A 17363-nucleotide genomic window follows, 5' to 3' on the forward strand; every position below is an offset into this window, starting at 1 on the left:
GGCCGCGCGCCCGGCACTCCGGCCGCGCGCCCGGCACTCCGGCCGCGCGCCCGGCACTCCGGCCGCGCGCCCGGCACTCCGGCCGCGCGCCCGGCACTCCGGCCGCGCGCCCGGCCGTCGGGCGTGCGGCCCGGCCGTCACCTCCCTGGCCGTCAACTCCGGCCGTGCTCACCGCACTTCGCCCACCCGCTGGATCTGCTCGCCCAACTCCCCTTCTCCTGCCGCTCGCTCCGGGAGCCGCGACTCGTTTGCGCCCGCCGACCCCCGTCGGGCCTCACGGGGTCGGCCGTCCCCCGGACCCGCGCCGGGACAACGACCCCGCGCGAAAAGGGCATTCAGCCCACACCTTCATACATCGCCTCATCATCTCCACAGGGTTTCCACATCGTTATCGGAGTTGGTCCGGACCGCCGCCCCGCCTCCGGTAGATTCGACGCCAGGCAATTCGCGCCAGCAAAGCTGCGCGGGCGTCACCGCGCAGCGGAGGGGGCTGCGCGGTGACGTGCCGCGTCAAGCGGACGCGTCGCCGGGGTTAGCCCATCGGAGGGAAATCGGTCGCGCGACCCGGTCGGGGCCCAACCGGCGCAAAAACCTCCGCTTTCATCGGTGTCCGGGGCGGTCCGCCTGTATTCCGCCGCCTTTCGGTCATGAACCACCTGCGAATCCCACCCCGTCTCGTCAGCGCCCCGTCGCCGGACGACTCCGGAGAGTAATTGTGGCGCGCCGATGCACACGACATCCCTCACGAAGGGTTATGGTGGAAACCCCCCCTCGGGCCGGTCCGTATCCCCCCCACGGACCGGCCCGTTTTTTGTGCTCGCGGGGAGCGGGGTCCCGCAGGGCCCGCCCGCACCCCGCCCGCCCGCCCCGGCTCCCTGGGGGGTAGGCTGCCGCCCGCGGGGACCGCCACCGCACGGAGGGGCTGACATTCACGTGAACCTGCGCGACAAGCTGCGCGGCCTGCTGGTGAGGCTGTACGCGCGCCGGGTGGAAGGCCACCTGGACCACGCTCAGGTGCCCAAGCACATCGGCGTGATCATGGACGGCAACCGGCGCTGGGCGAAGGCCGCGGGCTCCACCACCGTGCACGGCCACCGGGCGGGCGCCGACAAGATCGAGGAGTTCCTCGGCTGGTGCTCCGAGACGGACGTCGGCGTCGTCACCCTCTGGCTGCTGTCCACGGACAACTTCGACCGCGCCGAGGAGGAACTGGTCCCCCTCCTCGGCATCATCGAGGACGTCGTCCGCACCCTCGCCGCCGACGGCCGCTGGCGCGTGCACCACGTCGGCACGCCCGACCTCCTGCCGGCCGGCATGCAGCACACGCTGAAGGAGGCCGAGGAGGCCACCGCCGACGTCGACGGGATACTCGTCAACGTCGCCATCGGCTACGGCGGCCGCCAGGAGATCGCCGACGCGGTCCGCTCGATGATCCTCGACGCCCGGGACAAGGGCGTCTCGATGGAGGACCTCGCCGAGTCCGTCGACATCGACATGATCGGCCGCCACCTCTACACCGGAGCCCAGCCCGACCCCGACCTGGTGATCCGCACCAGCGGCGAACAGCGGCTGTCCGGATTCATGCTGTGGCAGACCGCTCACTCGGAGTACTACTTCTGCGACGTGTTCTGGCCGGCCTTCCGCAAGGTCGACTTCCTGCGCGCCCTGCGCGACTACGAGGCCCGGCACCGGCGTTTCGGCGGCTGAGCCGACCGCGCCACCGGCACGACGGCCGTTTCCGGCCGCACGCGCCGATGGCGGTATGAGCCGATGACACCGCGCGCCGATGACACCGTGCGCCGACGTCGGCCCGGCCGCCTCCACCGACGACGGCACCGCCGTGCGCACCGAAGACGCCACGGCCGGCCGGCCGTACCCACGGCCCCGGCCACGTCTTCCTGCCCCCCCGGTGAAAGCCCCCGGGTACCCCGTCCGGGGCAGAAGTAACAAGGAGTTCATCAACGCGCCGTCATACGCCGTGGCATGGCGGCGCATCTTCGAGGGCATAAACCAAGCAGGTCGACGCCCGAACCACGGGTGTCGGATCTCAGCGGACGGCACGGGGCCGTCCGCCCGGGAGGCCCTTTGCACCAGCCCGATCGTGCGGTCCGCACGGACGCAGCGGAGGGCCGGTTTTCGGCCCGTGCAGGCGGTCGAACTCCGGTCCAGCTCCACTCCGTCGCTCCCCGACCTCATCCGAGGGGGTACGTCCTTCCGTGGTGACCAGCACAAAGCGCCACAAGCCAGACCGGCGCACCTACGTTCTCGACACCAGCGTCCTGCTGGCCGACCCGCACGCCATGAACCGCTTCGACGAGCATGAGGTCGTGCTCCCCGTCGTCGTGGTCACCGAGCTGGAGGCCAAGCGGCACCATCCCGAACTCGGCTACTTCGCCCGGCAGGCCCTGCGCCTGCTCGACGACTACCGGGTGAAGCACGGCCGTCTCGACGCCCCCATTCCGATCGGGGAGCTGGGCGGCACCCTCCGTGTCGAGCTGAACCACTCGGACCCCAGCGTGCTGCCCACCGGCTACCGCCTGGGGGACAACGACTCGCGCATCCTCGCGGTCGCCCGCAACCTCCAGGCCGAGGGGTTCGACGTCACCGTCGTGTCGAAGGACCTCCCGCTGAGGATCAAGGCGTCCTCCGTGGGACTGCTCGCCGAGGAGTACCGGGCCGAACTGGCCATCACGGACTCCTCCGGCTGGACCGGAATGTCGGAACTGACGCTGCCCGGCGAACAGGTGGACATCCTCTTCGAGGAAGGACGCGTGTACGTCCCGGAAGCCTCCGAGCTGCCCGTGCACACCGGCCTGACCATCCAGTCCGAGCGCGGCAAGGCGCTCGGCCGGGTCACGGCCGACGGCGGCGTCCGGCTGGTGCGCGGCGACCGGGAGGCGTTCGGCATCAAGGGCCGCAGCGCCGAGCAGCGCATCGCGCTCGATCTGCTGCTCGACCCGGACGTCGGGATCGTGTCGATGGGCGGCCGGGCCGGCACCGGCAAGTCGGCGCTCGCGCTGTGCGCCGGCCTGGAGGCGGTCCTGGAGCGCCGCCAGCACCAGAAGGTGATGGTCTTCCGCCCGCTGTACGCGGTCGGCGGGCAGGAACTGGGCTACCTGCCCGGCTCCGAGGCCGAGAAGATGAGCCCCTGGGCGCAGGCGGTCTTCGACACGCTGTCCGCGGTCACCAGCCGCGAGGTCATCGAGGAGGTCACCGCCCGCGGCATGCTCGAGGTCCTGCCGCTCACCCACATCCGCGGCCGCTCGCTGCACGACGCGTTCGTGATCGTCGACGAGGCCCAGTCGCTGGAGCGGAACGTCCTGCTGACCGTTCTGTCCCGGATCGGCGCCAATTCGCGGGTCGTTCTGACCCACGACGTGGCACAGAGGGACAATCTCCGGGTCGGCCGCTACGACGGGGTCGTCGCCGTCGTGGAGAAACTGAAGGGGCATCCGCTCTTCGCGCACGTCACCCTGAACCGGTCCGAGAGGTCCCAGATCGCGGCCCTTGTGACCGAAATGCTGGAGGACGGTCACATCTGACCGGACCGCCCCGCTTCGTGGGTGTCGTCGGACAGTTGGCGCCGCTCGGCAAAGGCTGTGAGCCTAGCCGGGCGGCGCCTTCGTGTGGGGGCGAACGAGGAAACACCCAGGGCGAAACGGGATGTGAGCTTTCACACGCAACTCGGAATTGCCACCCGGCGTCGGGTTACGGCAGAGTCTCCATCCTGTCAGGCCCCGCATACGACACCCATGTATCGCCAGCGATACGGCACCACACCAACTCCATAGCTTCGTCGTATGCCGCCCGAGCACCACGCGGCGCTCCCGAACAGGGAGTTGCCCACCGGGCCCGCGCCTCCCGTGACCCCGCAGTTCGGAGGCCAGTGTTCAGGGGCACGATTGCGTCCGCCAGGGTCACCGAAGCGGGCGATGCTGGAAGGAAACCGTGTGAGCCGGATCTCGGTCCGGGGATTCGCAGTGGCCTCGGCCACCGCGGTCACCGCCGTCGGAAGCGTCGTCGGTGTTGCCTCGGGCAGCATCGCGCAGCCCAACGACGCGGAAGCGACGGCAAGCGACGCGACGACGCTCCTCGCTGACATCCCCGCGGGCCAGCAGGCCCAGGTGCAGACCGCTTCCCTGACGCAGCAGGCCAGTGTCCAGGCCATCGCCGCGGACGAAAGCGCCAAGAAGGACGCTGAGGAAGCGGCCCGCAAGGCCGCCGCCAAGACCGCGATCGCGAAGAAGGAGGCCGCCGAGAAGGCGGCCGCGGACGCCAAGGAACGCGCCGAGGCCAAGGCCGCCGCGAGCCGCAGCTCCACGACCTTCGCCGTCCAGAGCTCCTACACCATCGGCCAGATCCAGGCGATGGCGCAGCAGATGGTGCCCGGCGGCCAGTACCAGTGCTTCAGCAACATCGTGGACCACGAGTCCAGCTGGAACTACAAGGCCGTCAACGCCTCCTCCGGCGCCTACGGCCTCTTCCAGGCGCTGCCCGCCGGCAAGTACGCGTCCGCGGGTGCCGACTGGCAGACCAATCCGGCCACCCAGATCAAGTGGGGGCTGAACTACATGAACGACCGCTACGGCAGCCCGTGTGACGCCTGGTCGTTCTGGCAGGCCAACCACTGGTACTGAGCGCGGGCGGCCCCCGCCGCCGTTCCCCCTCATCCGACGGCCCAGCAGAAGGAATCCGTGTGAGTCCGATATCGGCCAGAGGATTCGCCGTGGCCTCGGCGACCGCGGTCACCACCGTCGGCGCCGTCATGGGCGTGGCCCAGGGCGGTGCCGCGCAGACCGCCGACGACGCCCAGGCGACCGGCGGTTCGACGCTGCTCGCCGACTTACCCGCGGGCGCACAGGCCCAGGTGCAGACGGCCTCGCTGGCCCGGCAGGCCGACGCCCAGGCCGTCGCCGCCGACGCCACCGCCAAGAAGACGGCGGAGGAGACGGCCCGCAGACAGGCCGCCGAGGACGCGGTCGCCAAGCAGAAGGCCGCCGCGGCCGAGGCGAAAGCCGAGAAAGCCCAGGAAGAGGCCGAGAAGGCCGAGAAAGAGGCCGAGGAGCGCGCGCGGACGAAGGCCGACACCGCGACGCAGTCGGCCGCGGGCAGCGCCACCTTCACCCAGCAGGCGTCGTACTCGGTCGCCGAGGTGCAGGCCATCGCCCGCCAGATCATTCCCAGCGGGCAGTTCCAGTGCTTCAGCAACATCGTGGACCACGAGTCCGGCTGGAACCACAAGGCCGTCAATCCCTCCTCCGGCGCCTACGGCCTCGTCCAGGCCTACCCCGGATCGAAGATGTCGTCCGCGGGTGCCGACTGGCGGACCAACCCGGCCACCCAGATCAAGTGGGGCCTGAACTACATGAACGACCGCTACGGCAGTCCCTGCGACGCCTGGGCCTACTGGCAGGCCAACGGCTCGTACTGACGGCCCGTACCGAGCCGGTCCCTCGCAACCCCGCGCAGCCCCTCCCCGTCCTAGGGGGAGGGGCTTTCGCCCTGTACGGTCGATGCCGACGACTCCAGGGGTGAGTGGTGGGGAGAGACGGGGGAAGAAGGCGGATCATGTCGAGAGTGCCAGGGTGGCTCGGCCGGCTCGGTGCCGGTCTGACCGAGATGGGTGAGCGGCTCGACGAACGTCGGGCCGAGGCCGACCGAGGGAGCGGCGCCGGGCCCGAACCGGCGGTGCCCGAGACGCCGGTGGCGCCCATCGCGGAACTGCCGCCGCCCGCGCCGCGCCCCGACCCGGCACAGGTCGTCCCGTGGGGTGTCCGGGTCGCCGCCGAGGCGGGCTGGCGGCTGCTGGTGCTCGCCGGGACCGTCTGGGTCCTGATGAAGGTCATCACCGCCGTCCAACTGGTCGTGCTGGCCTTCGTGGTGTCCCTGCTGCTGACCGCGCTCCTCGAACCCACCGTGGCCCGGCTGAAGCGGCTGGGGGTCCCCGGCGGGCCCGCGACCGCGCTGACGGCGATCCTCGGGTTCGTCGTCATCGGCCTGATGGGCTGGTTCGTGACCTGGCAGGTCATGGAGAACATCGACAACCTCTCCGACCAGGTCCAGGACGGCATCGACGACCTCCGCCGCTGGCTCCTCAACAGCCCCTTCCACGTCACCGACAAGCAGATCAACGGAATCGCCAAGAACCTGCGCGAGGCGGTCGGCGCCAACACCGACGAGATCACCTCCGCCGGCCTGGAGGGCGTCACCGTCGTCGTGGAGGCCCTCACCGGCATCCTGCTGTCGTTCTTCTCGACGCTGTTCCTGCTCTACGACGGCAAGCGCATCTGGCAGTGGACCCTCAAGCTGGTCCCCGCCGCCGCCCGGCCGGGTGTCGCGGGCGCCGGCCCGCGGGCCTGGGCGACCCTCACGGCGTACGTGCGCGGCACGGTGGTGGTCGCGTTGATCGACGCCGTCTTCATCGGCCTCGGCATCTACTTCCTCGACGTGCCCATGGCCGTGCCGCTGGCCGTCTTCATCTTCCTGTTCTCCTTCATCCCCCTGGTCGGCGCGGTCGCCTCCGGGGCGCTCGCCGTCGTCGTCGCCCTGGTCACACAGGGCGTGTTCACCGCGGTGATGACGCTGGCGGTCGTGCTGGCCGTGCAGCAGATCGAGGGCCACATCCTCCAGCCGTTCATCCTGGGCCGCGCCGTGCGCGTCCACCCGCTCGCGGTGGTCCTCGCGGTCGCCTCCGGCGGCATGGTCGCCGGCATCGGCGGCGCGGTGGTCGCCGTACCGCTGGTGGCGGTGACGAACACGGTGGTGGGCTACCTGCACGCCTACTCGCGCGAACCGGCCCCGCGGACGGCCCCGCAGCCCAGGGGCGCCACCGCGGTCGACGTGGCGCCGGTCCGGCCGGCCGCCCCTCCGGCCTTCGTGGACGGGTCCGTCCAGCCCGACGGCGGGGGTCCGGCGGCGGCAGCCTCCGACGACGGGGCCCGGCAGGGCGCCGCGGGCGGGGAACGGCAGGGCCCCGCCCACCCCGAGGGGTGAACGGGGCCCGAGGCCGAAGCCGCCGTCACTCGGCGAGGACGGCCTCCGTGTCGAGGGTGACGCCGACCGCCTGGATCACCGAGGCGATCTTGAACGCCTCCTGGATCACCTCACGCTCGACGCCCGCCTTGCGCAGCACCTGCTCGTGCGAGTCCAGGCACATCCCGCAACCGTTGATCGCGGAGACCGCGAACGACCACAGCTCGAAGTCGACCTTGTCGACCCCGGGGGTGCCGATCACGTTCATCCGCAGCCCGGCCCGCAGGTTGCCGTACTCGTGGTCCGACAGCAGGTGGCGGGTGCGGTAGAAGACGTTGTTCATCGCCATGATCGCGGCGGCCGACTTCGCCGCCGTGTACGCCTCGGGCGAGAGGTTCGCCTTCGCCTCCGGCGCCAGCTCGCGCAGCACGATCGGGGAGCGCGAGGCGATCGCGGTCGCCAGCACGGTGCCCCACAACTGCTGGGCGGGCAGGTCGGAGTTGCCGATGACCGAGCCGAGGTTGAGCTTCAGGTCCTTGGCGTAGTCCGGTATCGCGGACTTCAGGGTGTCGAGGGACATCTCAGGTCACTCCCCGGCCAGCAGCTTGACCGGGTCGAGGGTGTCCTCGCCCTTGGTCCAGTTGCACGGGCACAGCTCGTCGGTCTGCAGCGCGTCCAGGACCCGCAGGACCTCCTTGGGGTTGCGGCCGACGGAGCCCGCGGTGACCATCGTGAACTGGATCTCACGGTTGGGGTCGACGATGAAGACGGCACGCTGGGCGAAGCCGTCCTCGCCCTCGATGCCGAGGTCCCGCATCAGCTCGCGCTTGGAGTCCGCCAGCATCGGGAACGGCAGGTCGGTCAGGTCCGGGTGGTCCTTGCGCCAGGCGTGGTGCACGAACTCGGAGTCGCCGGAGAAGCCCAGGATCTGCGCGTCGCGGTCGGCGAACTCGTCGTTCAGCTTGCCGAACGCGGCGATCTCGGTGGGGCACACGAAGGTGAAGTCCTTGGGCCACGCGAACACGACCAGCCACTTGCCCTCGTAGGACTTGTGGTGGATCTGCTCGAACTCCGCACCCTTCTCCAGCGAGACGCAGGCGGTCAGTTCGAACTCGGGGAACTTGTCACCGACAGTGAGCACACGCTCTCCTTGCAGCGAAGAAGCGTCCGGATCGCGGACGCTTCTCATGGGTTGGACGGACCTGATGCTGGCACAGGGTGCATTGATTGCAGAAATCGCTACACTCGGTCGGGTTGATCGGAGGGGACTATCAGTGACCATGGGTAATGGCGGGGCCAAGAGGCGGCTGCCCAGTCTGGCGCAACTGCGGGCCTTCGCGGCCGTCGCCGAGCACCTGCACTTCCGGGACGCGGCCGCCGCCATCGGCATGAGCCAGCCCGCCCTGTCCGGCGCCGTCTCCGCGCTGGAGGAGACCCTCGGCGTGACCCTCCTGGAGCGTACGACGCGCAAGGTGCTGCTCTCCCCGGCCGGTGAGCGCCTCGCCGTACGGGCCAGGGCGGTGCTCGCCGAGGTCGGGGCGCTGATGGAGGAGGCGGACGCGGTGCGGGCGCCGTTCACCGGGGTGCTGCGGCTCGGGGTCATCCCCACCGTCGCGCCCTACCTCCTGCCCACCGTCCTGCGCCTGGTCCACGACCGCTACCCGGCGCTCGACCTCCAGGTCCACGAGGAGCAGACCGCCAGCCTGGTCGACGGACTGCACACCGGCCGCCTCGACCTGCTGCTGCTCGCCGTCCCCCTCGGCATGCCCGGCGTCACCGAACTCCCCCTCTTCGACGAGGACTTCGTGCTCGTCACCCCGCTCGGCCACCGGCTGGGCGGACGCGAGGGCATCCCGCGCGAGGCCCTCAGGGAGCTGAACCTGCTGCTCCTGGACGAGGGGCACTGCCTGCGCGACCAGGCCCTGGACATCTGCCGGGAGGCCGGCCGCGAGGACGCCCCGGTGACCACCACGGCCGCCGGGCTCTCCACCCTCGTCCAGCTCGTCGCCGGCGGCCTGGGCTGCACCCTGCTGCCGCGCACCGCCGTCACCGTCGAGACCAGTCGCAGCACACAGCTCCTCACCGGCCGGTTCGCCGACCCCGCCCCCACCCGCCGGATCGCCCTCGTCATGCGCTCCGGCGCGGCCCGCGGCGCCGAGTACGCCGAACTGGCGGACTCCCTGCGGGAGGCGCTGGTGCCGCTGCCGGTGCGCGTTCTCGGGGCGGGCGCGTGACACCCCCGGTACGGCCGGCCGCGCGCGGGACACGGCGGGTCGAGGCCCGCGACGGCGGACCACCGGCCGTACGGCGCACCGGCCGCGCGCTCACTCCGTGCGCAGGCCGTCCGGCCGCATCAGCCGCAGCAGCGGCGGCAGGCTCAGCAGCGTCACCCCGAGGACGACCGCGGCACCGGTGGCGGTCATCGCCAGCACGCTCGGCCAGTCGACGCTCACCGGCGTGCCCGTCATCCGCAGCAGCACCCCGCCCAGCGTGATGCCCACCAGCGAGGCCAGCAGCAGGCCGAGCCCGACCGGGATCGCCGTCTGCCACAGCACCGACATGCTCAGCGTGCGGCGGCGGGTGCCGAAGGCGACCAGCGCGGACAGCAGCTTGCGGCGTTCGCGCAACTGCTCCAGCTGCGACACCAGCAGGCTCGCCCCGATCAGCACCAGCACACAGGCGGAGCCGACGAGCAGACCGGTGCGGATGGAGGTGAACTTCTGGTCCTCCTGCGTGGAGTACCAGTTCGTCGGGCGGGCCAGCGGATCCACGTGGAACGCCGTGTTGCGGGCGTGGTCGTAGGCGTCGGGCACGGACTCGTCGAACGAGAGGTACAGCTGCCCGCTGACCAGCTTCCCGGCCGCCTCGGGCAGCGTGCTCGGCGTCAGCAGGAAACCTCCGCGCTCCCACTCGGTGAGCCCCTTGAGCGACCGGACCTCGGTGACGCCCGCGGGGACGGTCCAGACGGTCTCCCGGCTGCCTTCCGGCGTGGACTGCTCCAGGTACAGCTTCTTGCCGGGCCTGTTCAGCTGCGGACCCTCCGGGGCGTACTCGGCGCCGTCGACCACGAAGACGTCCCCGTCCTCGCACGAGGGAAGCTTCGCCAGCTCGCGCAGGGCCGGGCAGTCGCCCACGGTCAGCGCCGCGCTCACGCTCGGGCCGTTCTCGCTGTTCCAGGAGGAGTCGCCCAGGTAGCCCTCCCACAGGGCCGTGACCTTGCGGACGCCCTCGGTGTCGGCGAACTTCCGGGCGGTGTCGGCCATCGGGGCGCCGTCCGGCACCTGGACCTGCATCTGCGCCCGGGCGACGTCCTGGCCGGTGGACTTGGTGTAGTCGCCGTCCACGCCCGCGAACAGCATCTGCAGCGCGATCGCCCCGGCGACCGCCACCGCGATGCCGTTGACCATCCGGGCCGCCGTACCGCTGCTCAACTGCAGCCTTCGCACGGCCAGTTGCCAGGCGACACCGCCCGGGCCGAGCCTGGCCACGACCGACTCCACGAGCCAGGGCAGCAGGGCGGTGATCCCGACGAGGAGGAGCAGGACGCCGCCGGTCACCAGGTACTGGTTGAAGTCCCCGTTCTCGCGGCCCTGTCCGATCATCGGGTAGAGCATCGCGAGGCCGGCCACCGGCAGCAGCAGCCGCCACCACAGCCGTCGCCGCGCGGGCCGGGCCGTGCGCACCACGCCGAGGGGTTCGATCACCACGCCCCGCAGCGCGAAGAGGGTGACCAGGACCGCGGCCGTCGGCACCGCCAGCACGATCAGCGCGGCCAGCGCGGGGGAGGGGTCGAGGTAGCTGGGCCACACGCTGATGCCCATCACCTCGACCGAACCGGCCACCTGACGGCCGATCAGGAAGAAGACCGCGCCGAGGACCAGGCCCAGCAGCGAGCCGGCCATCGCCTCGCCCGCCGCGATGCGCCGCGTCATCCGCCCGTCGCTGCCGATCAGCCGGAGGGCGGCGAGCCTGCGGTCGCGCCGCTCACCGCCGAACCGCACGGCCGCGGCGATGAACACGGCCACCGGCATGAGCAGCACCACGATGACGACGAGGACGAGCAGGAGCAGCACCGGGTCGGTCTCCTCCTCCGTCGGCTCGGGGTTCCCGAACTCCTTCAGCCGGACCGCCCCCACGCTGTCGTCGAGGTGTGCGGCGAGTCCGGAGGCGCCCGTGTAGTAGGCGAGTTCCCGGGAGCCGATCAGTCCGGCCTCCCCGATCGTCCCGACGACGCGGTACGGCAGCCGCTCCCGCAGCAACGCCGAACCGTCGGAGGCGAGCAGCTTTTTCAACGCGGGCGAGACCACCATGTCGCCCTTGGCCGGGAACCGGCTCACGCCGGGCGGCAGTGGGGCCCGGGCTCCTTCGGGTTCCACGATCCGGCCGCGTATGTCCTTGTCGCGGAACGTCGTGTCGGAGTCGGCGATCAGCAGGGTGTCGTCGCCCCTGGCCGGCTGGGTCGCCCCGAACGGCCAGTCGAGCCGGGCGTCTTCACGGTCGTGGCGCACCGCGAGGGCGTTCGGCACCGCCGTCGTCAGCAGCAGGACGGCGACGCCGAGCCCGACGCCCACGGCTGTCAGGACGGCCCGGATCCACCCCTCCCGTCCGCCGGCGAAGGCGAACCGGACCCCCAGGCCCAGGTCCCTGGACCACTGGCGGACGTTCATATGACGCGCTCCATGTCCCGCGACTTCCCGTCCCGTACGACGATCTCGCGGTCGGAGTAGGCGGCCACCCGGGCCTCGTGCGTGACGAGGACGACGGCCGCGTTGGCCGACCGGGCGGCCTCGGTCAGCAGCTCCATCACGCGTTCGCCGTTGAGGGAGTCCAGCGCGCCGGTCGGCTCGTCGGCGAACAGCACCCGGGGGTCGGTGACGAGCGACCGCGCCACGGCCACCCGCTGCCCCTGCCCGCCCGACACCTCACCGGGCCGCTTGCCCTTCAGGTCGTCGACCTCCAGCCGCTCCATCCACGCCAGGGCGGCCCGCTCGGCCTGCTTGCGCGGGGTGCCGTTCAGCCTGAGCGGCAGCGCCACGTTCTCCACGCAGGTCAGCTCCGGCACGAGCTGCCCGAACTGGAACACGAACCCGAACTCCGAGCGCCGCAGCGCACTGCGCCGGGCGTCGTTCATCGTCGCCAGTTCCTGCCCGTCGTACGTGATCGAGCCGGAGTCGGGCGTCACGATCCCGGCGAGGCAGTGCAGCAGCGTGGACTTGCCGGACCCGGAGGGGCCCATGACGGCGACGACCTCGCCGGGGTGGATGGAGAACTCGGCGCCGTCCAGCGCGAGCGTCGGACCGTAGGCCTTGCGGAGGTTCTCCGCGGCGAGCAGCGAACCGGCGGGGGCGCTCACGCGGTCACCGCCTCTCGCAGCCGGTCCAGACGGGCGGCGGTCAGTTCCAGCCAGCGCAGGTCGGCCTCCAGGTGGAACAGGGCGTGGTCGCAGATCAGCTGGTCGGCGAGGTCGCCCCGGCGCTTGCGGTCGGTGAGGACGCGCATGCTGCGCAGGTGCTCGGAGCGCTGCGTGTCCAGGATGTCGGCCGCGTCGCGGTGGGTGAGCAGCGCGAGGACGACCTTGGTGTAGAGCGTCGACTGGAGGTACGGCTCGGGCTTCTCGGGCGTGGCGAGCCAGCGGGCGACGTCGGTGATCCCGGCGTCGGTGATGGCGTACCGCTTGCGCTCCGGGCCGCCGCCGGCCTCGATGCCGTCGACCTCGACCAGGCCGTTCTTCAGCAGCCGGGACATCGTCGAATAGACCTGGCCGTAGTGCAGCGGCCGGTCGTGACCGAACTTCTCGTCGAAGGCCCGCTTGAGGTCGTAACCGTGGCGGGGACCGGACTCCAGGAGCCCGAGGAGTGTGTGACCGATGGACATGAGGACGACTGTACACACGGTGTATACGCGGTGTGTATACACGGAGTGCAGAGGTCGTGGCGCGCCGTACGGCGGTGCAGGTGGGGGCTGGTTGTCACAGGTTCGTCACAGCGACCGCCCGGTGTGCGGCGGTTGGACGTGGCGGCCGGATGCCGGGGCCGGACGCCGGGGCCGGACGCGGCGGCTGAACGCTGAACGCCGGGGCCGGACGGGCTGAACGCTGAACGCCGGGGCCGGACGTGGCGGCCGGACGTCGCGGGCCGGCCCGGCGGGCCCCCGCTTCGAGGGCCCGGGCGGTCAGGCCGGCGGGGGCCCCGGGGTGGGGCCGCCGGGAGTGCCGGGAGTACCGGGAGTGCCGGGAGTGCCGGGAGTGCCGGGAGTGCCGGGAGTGCCGGGTGGCCGTCCCCGGCGGGGCAGGGGGCCGGCCTCCCCGGGCAGCCTGCCCGCCTCCTTCAGCGCCCTCCGCAGCAGGAACTCGATCTGCGCGTTCGCCGACCGCAGTTCGTCGGAGGCCCACCGGGCCAGCGCGTCGTGCACCAGCGGATCGAGCCGCAGCAGCACCTGCTTGCGCTGCTGCGGCCGACGCCGAGGGGCGGCCCCCTCTTCGGGCGGGGTCACTGGTAGAGCGTCCCCGCGTTCAGCACCGGCTGCGGTGCGCGGTCCCCGCACAGCACCACCATCAGGTTGGACACCATCGCCGCCTTCCGTTCCTCGTCCAGTTCCACGATGCCCTGTTCGGCGATCCGGCCGAGCGCCGCCTCCACCATGCCGACCGCGCCGTCCACGATCTCGCGCCGCGCCGCGACCACCGCGCCGGCCTGCTGCCGCTGGAGCATCGCGGAGGCGATCTCCGGAGCGTAGGCGAGGTGCGTGAAGCGGGACTCGATGATCCGCACACCGGCGGCCGCCACGCGCGCGTGCAGCTCGACGGCGAGCTTCTCGGTGATCTCCTCGGCGTTGCCGCGCAGCGAGAGCCCGTCCTCGTCGTGGGCGTCGTAGGGGTACTCGATGGCTATGTGCCGCACCGCGGCCTCGGTCTGGGTGGAGACGAACTCCACGAAGTCGTCCACCTCGAAGGAGGCCTGCGCGGTGTCCTGCACCTTCCACACGACGACCGCGGCCAGCTCGATGGGGTTGCCGTAGGCGTCGTTGACCTTGAGGACGGCGGTCTCGTGGTTGCGGACGCGGGTCGAGATCTTCTCGCGGGAGGTGAAGGGGTTCACCCAGCGCAGTCCGTCCTCGCGGATGGTCCCCCGGTAGCGCCCGAACAGCTGCACCACGCGGGCCTCGCCCGGCGCCACCGTGTTCAGCCCGCACATCGCGAGGAACGCGGCGAGCGCGACGAGGACGCCGCCGGTGACGAGCGCGGCCTTGCCGCCGGTCGCGGTCACGGTGGTGGCGGCGGCGAGCAGGGCGGCGCCGGCCAGCAGTCCGAGCAGGCCGGACAGCAGGGCGAGGCCGCCGCCCACGCTGCGGGCCGGGAACTCGCGCACCCGCGGGGCGGGCATCTCGGGCACGTCGGCGGTGGCCGACGGGTCGTGCGTGGACTCGTTCGCGGACATGGGTCCCCCCGTTTCTCGCGGGCGGACGGGCCGGTGGTCCGGTGGTCGCCCGCGGATGAGCTGTGGTCTATCTAAGTGATATCACTTTATCGCGCGATGGCAACCCTCGGTGGCTCTCGGGCGTCGGTTCCGGTGGAACGGTGCGCCGGTTCCCCCGTCGGGGGTGCTGATTCTCACGCCCCCGTGGGGCCGGATCGAGACCCGTTCGTCACAGAGAGCGGTGTTAGCTTTCTGAGCTGACCTGCCTCCGGGCACTGGTGCGACTGGCGAGTAGGAAGCGGAGCGAGCGGACTCATGGGACGAGCGGAAGACAGACGAGCGCGACAGCGTGGTGGTCGTCGCGCGGCGCCCGGGAACCGCTCGTCGCAGACGGCGGCCCCCGCGTCGCACGCCGAGTCGGTGCCGTCGGCGCAGGGCGCGACGCGCACCGCGGCCGGCGGGCGCGCGGCGGCCCGCCGCGGCGCGGCGAAGGGCGGCAGGGGGGCCGAGGGCGGCAAGGGCCGCATACGCCGCCTGTTCACCTGGAAGAAGATGCTCGGCGGGTTCCTGGGCTTCTGCGTGCTCGTCATCGGCGCCTTCATCGTCCTGTACATGACGACGCCGATTCCCGCCGGCAACGCCGCCGCCAAGCTCCAGAGCAACGTCTACAAGTACGGCGACGGCACGCTGCTCACCCGCGACGGCGACGTCAACCGGGAGAACGTCGACCTCGCCGAGGTCCCCAAGGAGGTCCAGCACGCCTTCGTCGCCGCCGAGAACAAGAGCTTCTACGACGACGCCGGCGTCGACCTGAAGGGCACCGCGCGCGGTCTCCTCAACACGGTCATGGGCAGGGGCGCCCAGGGCGGTTCGACGATCACGCAGCAGTACGTCAAGAACTACTACCTGACCCAGGAACAGACGGTCACCCGCAAGCTCAAGGAACTGGTCATCTCCCTCAAGCTGGACCGGGAGGAGTCCAAGGACTACATCCTGGCCGGCTACATCAACACCAGCTACTACGGCCGCGGCGCCTACGGCATCCAGGCGGCGGCCCAGGCCTACTACCGCGTCGACGCCGACAAGCTCAGCGTCCCCCAGGGCGCCTACCTCGCGGCCCTGCTCCAGGCCCCCAGCCAGTACGACTGGGCCTCCGCCAGCGACACCGGCAAGAAGCTGGTCCAGCAGCGCTGGAACTACGTCCTCGACAACATGGTCGAGGAGGACTGGCTCGACAAGGCCGAGCGCGACGGCATGAAGTTCCCGTTCCCCGAGGAGCCCAAGGCCGTCCCCGGGCAGGAGGGCCAGGTCGGCTACCTGGTGAAGGCGGCCAACAGCGAACTGGAGAGGCAGCTCGTCGAACAGGGCGTCGCCGACAGCAGCCAGGAGGCCGAGGCGATGGTCGGCGCCGGCGGCTGGAACATCACCCTCAACATCGAGAAGAAGAAGCAGAAGGCGCTGGAGAAGTCCGTCAAGGAACAGCTGACCAGCAAGCTGGACGCGAAGAAGCGCCCGGTCGACGGCGACATCCAGGCGGGCGCCGTCTCCGTGAACCCGAAGACGGGCGCGGTCGTGGCGATGTACGGCGGTGTGGACTACGTCAAGCACTACACGAACAACGCCACCCGCACCGACTACCAGCCCGCCTCCACCTTCAAGCCGGTGATCCTGGCCGCCGCCCTGGACCAGGGCGCGGTGACCCAGGACGACCAGAAGATCAGCGTGAACACGGTCTACGACGGCACCAGCAAGCGCCCCGTCGTCGGCAGCGACATCGGCTTCGCCCCGGAGAACGAGGACGACGTCGACTACGGCGACGTCACCGTCCAGACCGCGATGAACAAGTCCATCAACTCCGTCTTCGCCCAGCTGGGCGTCGACGTCGGCATGGACAAGGTCCTCAAGACCGCCTCCGACCTCGGCATGGACACCGCGGACCTGAAGGCCGTGCCCGCGCAGACCCTCGGCACCATGGGCGCGAGCCCGCTGCAGATGGCCGGCGTGTACGCGACCCTCGACAACCACGGCAAGAAGGTCACCCCGACGCTCATCAAGGCGGCGGAGAGCAGCACCCACGCCGTGAAGCCGGCCGACCCGATCGGCGGGCAGGTCGTCAGCCGCGAGGCCGCCGACACGGTCACCTCGGTGCTCACCGGCGTGGTCGACGACGGCACGGCCCAGAAGTCCGTGCGGGACAACCCCCTGCGCAACGGCCAGAAGGTCGCGGGCAAGACGGGCACCTCCGACGACAACAAGTCGGCCTGGTTCACCGCCTACACGCCCGACCTGGTCACCTCGGTCGGCCTGTTCGGCGAGTCCGCCAAGCCGCCGCACCCCCAGGTCACCATGACCGGCGCGACCGGCCTGCTCCCCGGCAAGGGCCGCGTCAACGGCGGTGGCTACCCGGCGCAGATCTGGGCGGCGTACACCTTCGGCGTCTCGAGCAAGGTCAGCAGGTTCGACCTGGAGACCGACCAGGGCGCGGCGGTCCAGCCCAGCATCACGACGAGCCCCTCGCAGTCGCCCTCGGAGGAGCCGTCGGAGGAACCGACCACGGAGTCCCCGTCGAGCGAGCCGTCGAAGACGCAGGAACCGTCGGAGACGCCCACCACCCAGGAACCGTCGGAGACGCCGACCACCCAGGAACCGTCGCAGACGCCGACCACGGGGACGCCGACGACCGGCGAACCCCAGAACCCGCTGGATCCGCAGTTCGGCAGCGGCACCGGCAGCCAGTAGCGGGGCGGAGACCGACGCGGAGGGGGGGCCCGCCCCCCCCCCCCCGCCCCCCCCCCGCCGCCCCCCCCCCCCCCCCCCCCCCCCCCCCCGGGGCCCCCCCCCCGCCCCCCCCGGCCGGCCCCCCCGGGGGGGGGGGCCCCCCCCCGGGGGGGGGCCCCCCCCCCCCCCCCGCCCCCCCCCTCCGCGTCGTACCGCCGCCCGCCGTCCCGCCACCGGGACGGCGCGGCCCACGAGCCC

Annotated in this window: 14 protein-coding genes; 7 read left to right on the forward strand and 7 right to left on the reverse strand. The window is 71.6% G+C overall.

All coding sequences use genetic code 11. The features are described from left to right. Positions 1-933 precede the first annotated feature (933 nt). The 5 genes from ACH4N1_RS20770 to ACH4N1_RS20790 all read left to right on the forward strand — a co-directional run bounded on the left by ACH4N1_RS20770 (position 934) and on the right by ACH4N1_RS20790 (position 6993). The gene (locus tag ACH4N1_RS20770; RefSeq protein WP_382790649.1) at positions 934-1707 is read left to right on the forward strand and encodes an isoprenyl transferase; all 774 of its coding nucleotides are present in this window, start codon (positions 934-936) and stop codon (positions 1705-1707) included. Between the two features lie 509 nt (positions 1708-2216). Continuing rightward, positions 2217-3542 (forward strand): PhoH family protein, encoded by a 1326-nt coding sequence (locus ACH4N1_RS20775; protein ID WP_398098934.1) that lies wholly within the window; start codon positions 2217-2219, stop codon positions 3540-3542. Positions 3543-3932: 390 nt separating this feature from the next. Continuing rightward, complete coding sequence (locus ACH4N1_RS20780) at positions 3933-4637, forward strand: transglycosylase SLT domain-containing protein (RefSeq protein ID WP_398098936.1); 705 nt, start codon at positions 3933-3935, stop codon at positions 4635-4637. A 59-nt stretch (positions 4638-4696) separates the two neighbouring features. Next, the gene (locus ACH4N1_RS20785; RefSeq protein WP_398098938.1) at positions 4697-5431 is read left to right on the forward strand and encodes a transglycosylase SLT domain-containing protein; all 735 of its coding nucleotides are present in this window, start codon (positions 4697-4699) and stop codon (positions 5429-5431) included. 137 nt (positions 5432-5568) lie between these two features. Beyond that, a complete protein-coding gene (locus ACH4N1_RS20790) occupies positions 5569-6993 on the forward strand; it encodes an AI-2E family transporter (protein WP_398098940.1) in 1425 nt (474 codons plus the stop codon). A 25-nt stretch (positions 6994-7018) separates the two neighbouring features. Here the strand turns inward: ACH4N1_RS20790 and ACH4N1_RS20795 are convergent, their stop codons facing one another. Continuing rightward, positions 7019-7552: an alkyl hydroperoxide reductase gene (locus ACH4N1_RS20795; RefSeq protein WP_398098942.1), complete on the reverse strand. Its 534-nt coding sequence runs from the start codon at positions 7550-7552 to the stop codon at positions 7019-7021. 6 nt (positions 7553-7558) lie between these two features. Beyond that, positions 7559-8113: a peroxiredoxin gene (locus ACH4N1_RS20800; protein ID WP_398098944.1), complete on the reverse strand. Its 555-nt coding sequence runs from the start codon at positions 8111-8113 to the stop codon at positions 7559-7561. 139 nt (positions 8114-8252) lie between these two features. On the opposite strand from ACH4N1_RS20800, the gene ACH4N1_RS20805 reads away from it, so the two are divergent. Next, complete coding sequence (locus tag ACH4N1_RS20805) at positions 8253-9206, forward strand: LysR substrate-binding domain-containing protein (protein WP_398098946.1); 954 nt, start codon at positions 8253-8255, stop codon at positions 9204-9206. Between the two features lie 90 nt (positions 9207-9296). Here the strand turns inward: ACH4N1_RS20805 and ACH4N1_RS20810 are convergent, their stop codons facing one another. From ACH4N1_RS20810 to ACH4N1_RS20830, 5 genes are all read right to left on the reverse strand, one after another. Next, positions 9297-11639, reverse strand: a complete 2343-nt coding sequence (locus ACH4N1_RS20810; RefSeq protein WP_398098948.1) for an ABC transporter permease — start codon at positions 11637-11639, stop codon at positions 9297-9299. After that, positions 11636-12325, reverse strand: a complete 690-nt coding sequence (locus ACH4N1_RS20815) for an ABC transporter ATP-binding protein (protein WP_398098950.1) — start codon at positions 12323-12325, stop codon at positions 11636-11638. Before ACH4N1_RS20815 ends, ACH4N1_RS20810 begins: the two co-directional genes overlap by 4 nt. Further along, a complete protein-coding gene (locus ACH4N1_RS20820; protein ID WP_382786588.1) occupies positions 12322-12846 on the reverse strand; it encodes a PadR family transcriptional regulator in 525 nt (174 codons plus the stop codon). The genes ACH4N1_RS20815 and ACH4N1_RS20820 overlap by 4 nt, the downstream gene beginning before the upstream one ends. Positions 12847-13143: 297 nt before the next feature. After that, complete coding sequence (locus ACH4N1_RS20825; protein ID WP_398098952.1) at positions 13144-13464, reverse strand: hypothetical protein; 321 nt, start codon at positions 13462-13464, stop codon at positions 13144-13146. Further along, the gene (locus ACH4N1_RS20830) at positions 13461-14408 is read right to left on the reverse strand and encodes an SPFH domain-containing protein (RefSeq protein WP_398098954.1); all 948 of its coding nucleotides are present in this window, start codon (positions 14406-14408) and stop codon (positions 13461-13463) included. Before ACH4N1_RS20830 ends, ACH4N1_RS20825 begins: the two co-directional genes overlap by 4 nt. Positions 14409-14702: 294 nt before the next feature. Between ACH4N1_RS20830 and ACH4N1_RS20835 the strand changes: the two genes are divergently transcribed. After that, the gene (locus tag ACH4N1_RS20835; RefSeq protein WP_398098956.1) at positions 14703-17126 is read left to right on the forward strand and encodes a transglycosylase domain-containing protein; all 2424 of its coding nucleotides are present in this window, start codon (positions 14703-14705) and stop codon (positions 17124-17126) included. The last annotated feature ends 237 nt before the right edge of the window (positions 17127-17363 follow it).

Origin of the sequence: Streptomyces sp. NPDC017202, from assembly GCF_044331705.1 — a bacterium.
In the GTDB taxonomy this organism is placed as follows: domain Bacteria; phylum Actinomycetota; class Actinomycetes; order Streptomycetales; family Streptomycetaceae; genus Streptomyces.

Excerpts from the sequence above, each read along its gene's own strand:
- ACH4N1_RS20805 (WP_398098946.1), top strand. The coding sequence starts at position 8,253 with ATGGGTAATGGCGGGGCCAAGAGGCGGCTGCCCAGTCTGGCGCAACTG.
- ACH4N1_RS20810 (WP_398098948.1), bottom strand. The coding sequence starts at position 11,639 with ATGAACGTCCGCCAGTGGTCCAGGGACCTGGGCCTGGGGGTCCGGTTC.
- ACH4N1_RS20790 (WP_398098940.1), top strand. The coding sequence starts at position 5,569 with ATGTCGAGAGTGCCAGGGTGGCTCGGCCGGCTCGGTGCCGGTCTGACC.
- ACH4N1_RS20780 (WP_398098936.1), top strand. The coding sequence starts at position 3,933 with ATGCTGGAAGGAAACCGTGTGAGCCGGATCTCGGTCCGGGGATTCGCA.
- ACH4N1_RS20830 (WP_398098954.1), bottom strand. The coding sequence starts at position 14,408 with ATGTCCGCGAACGAGTCCACGCACGACCCGTCGGCCACCGCCGACGTG.
- ACH4N1_RS20835 (WP_398098956.1), top strand. The coding sequence starts at position 14,703 with ATGGGACGAGCGGAAGACAGACGAGCGCGACAGCGTGGTGGTCGTCGC.
- ACH4N1_RS20795 (WP_398098942.1), bottom strand. The coding sequence starts at position 7,552 with ATGTCCCTCGACACCCTGAAGTCCGCGATACCGGACTACGCCAAGGAC.
- ACH4N1_RS20820 (WP_382786588.1), bottom strand. The coding sequence starts at position 12,846 with ATGTCCATCGGTCACACACTCCTCGGGCTCCTGGAGTCCGGTCCCCGC.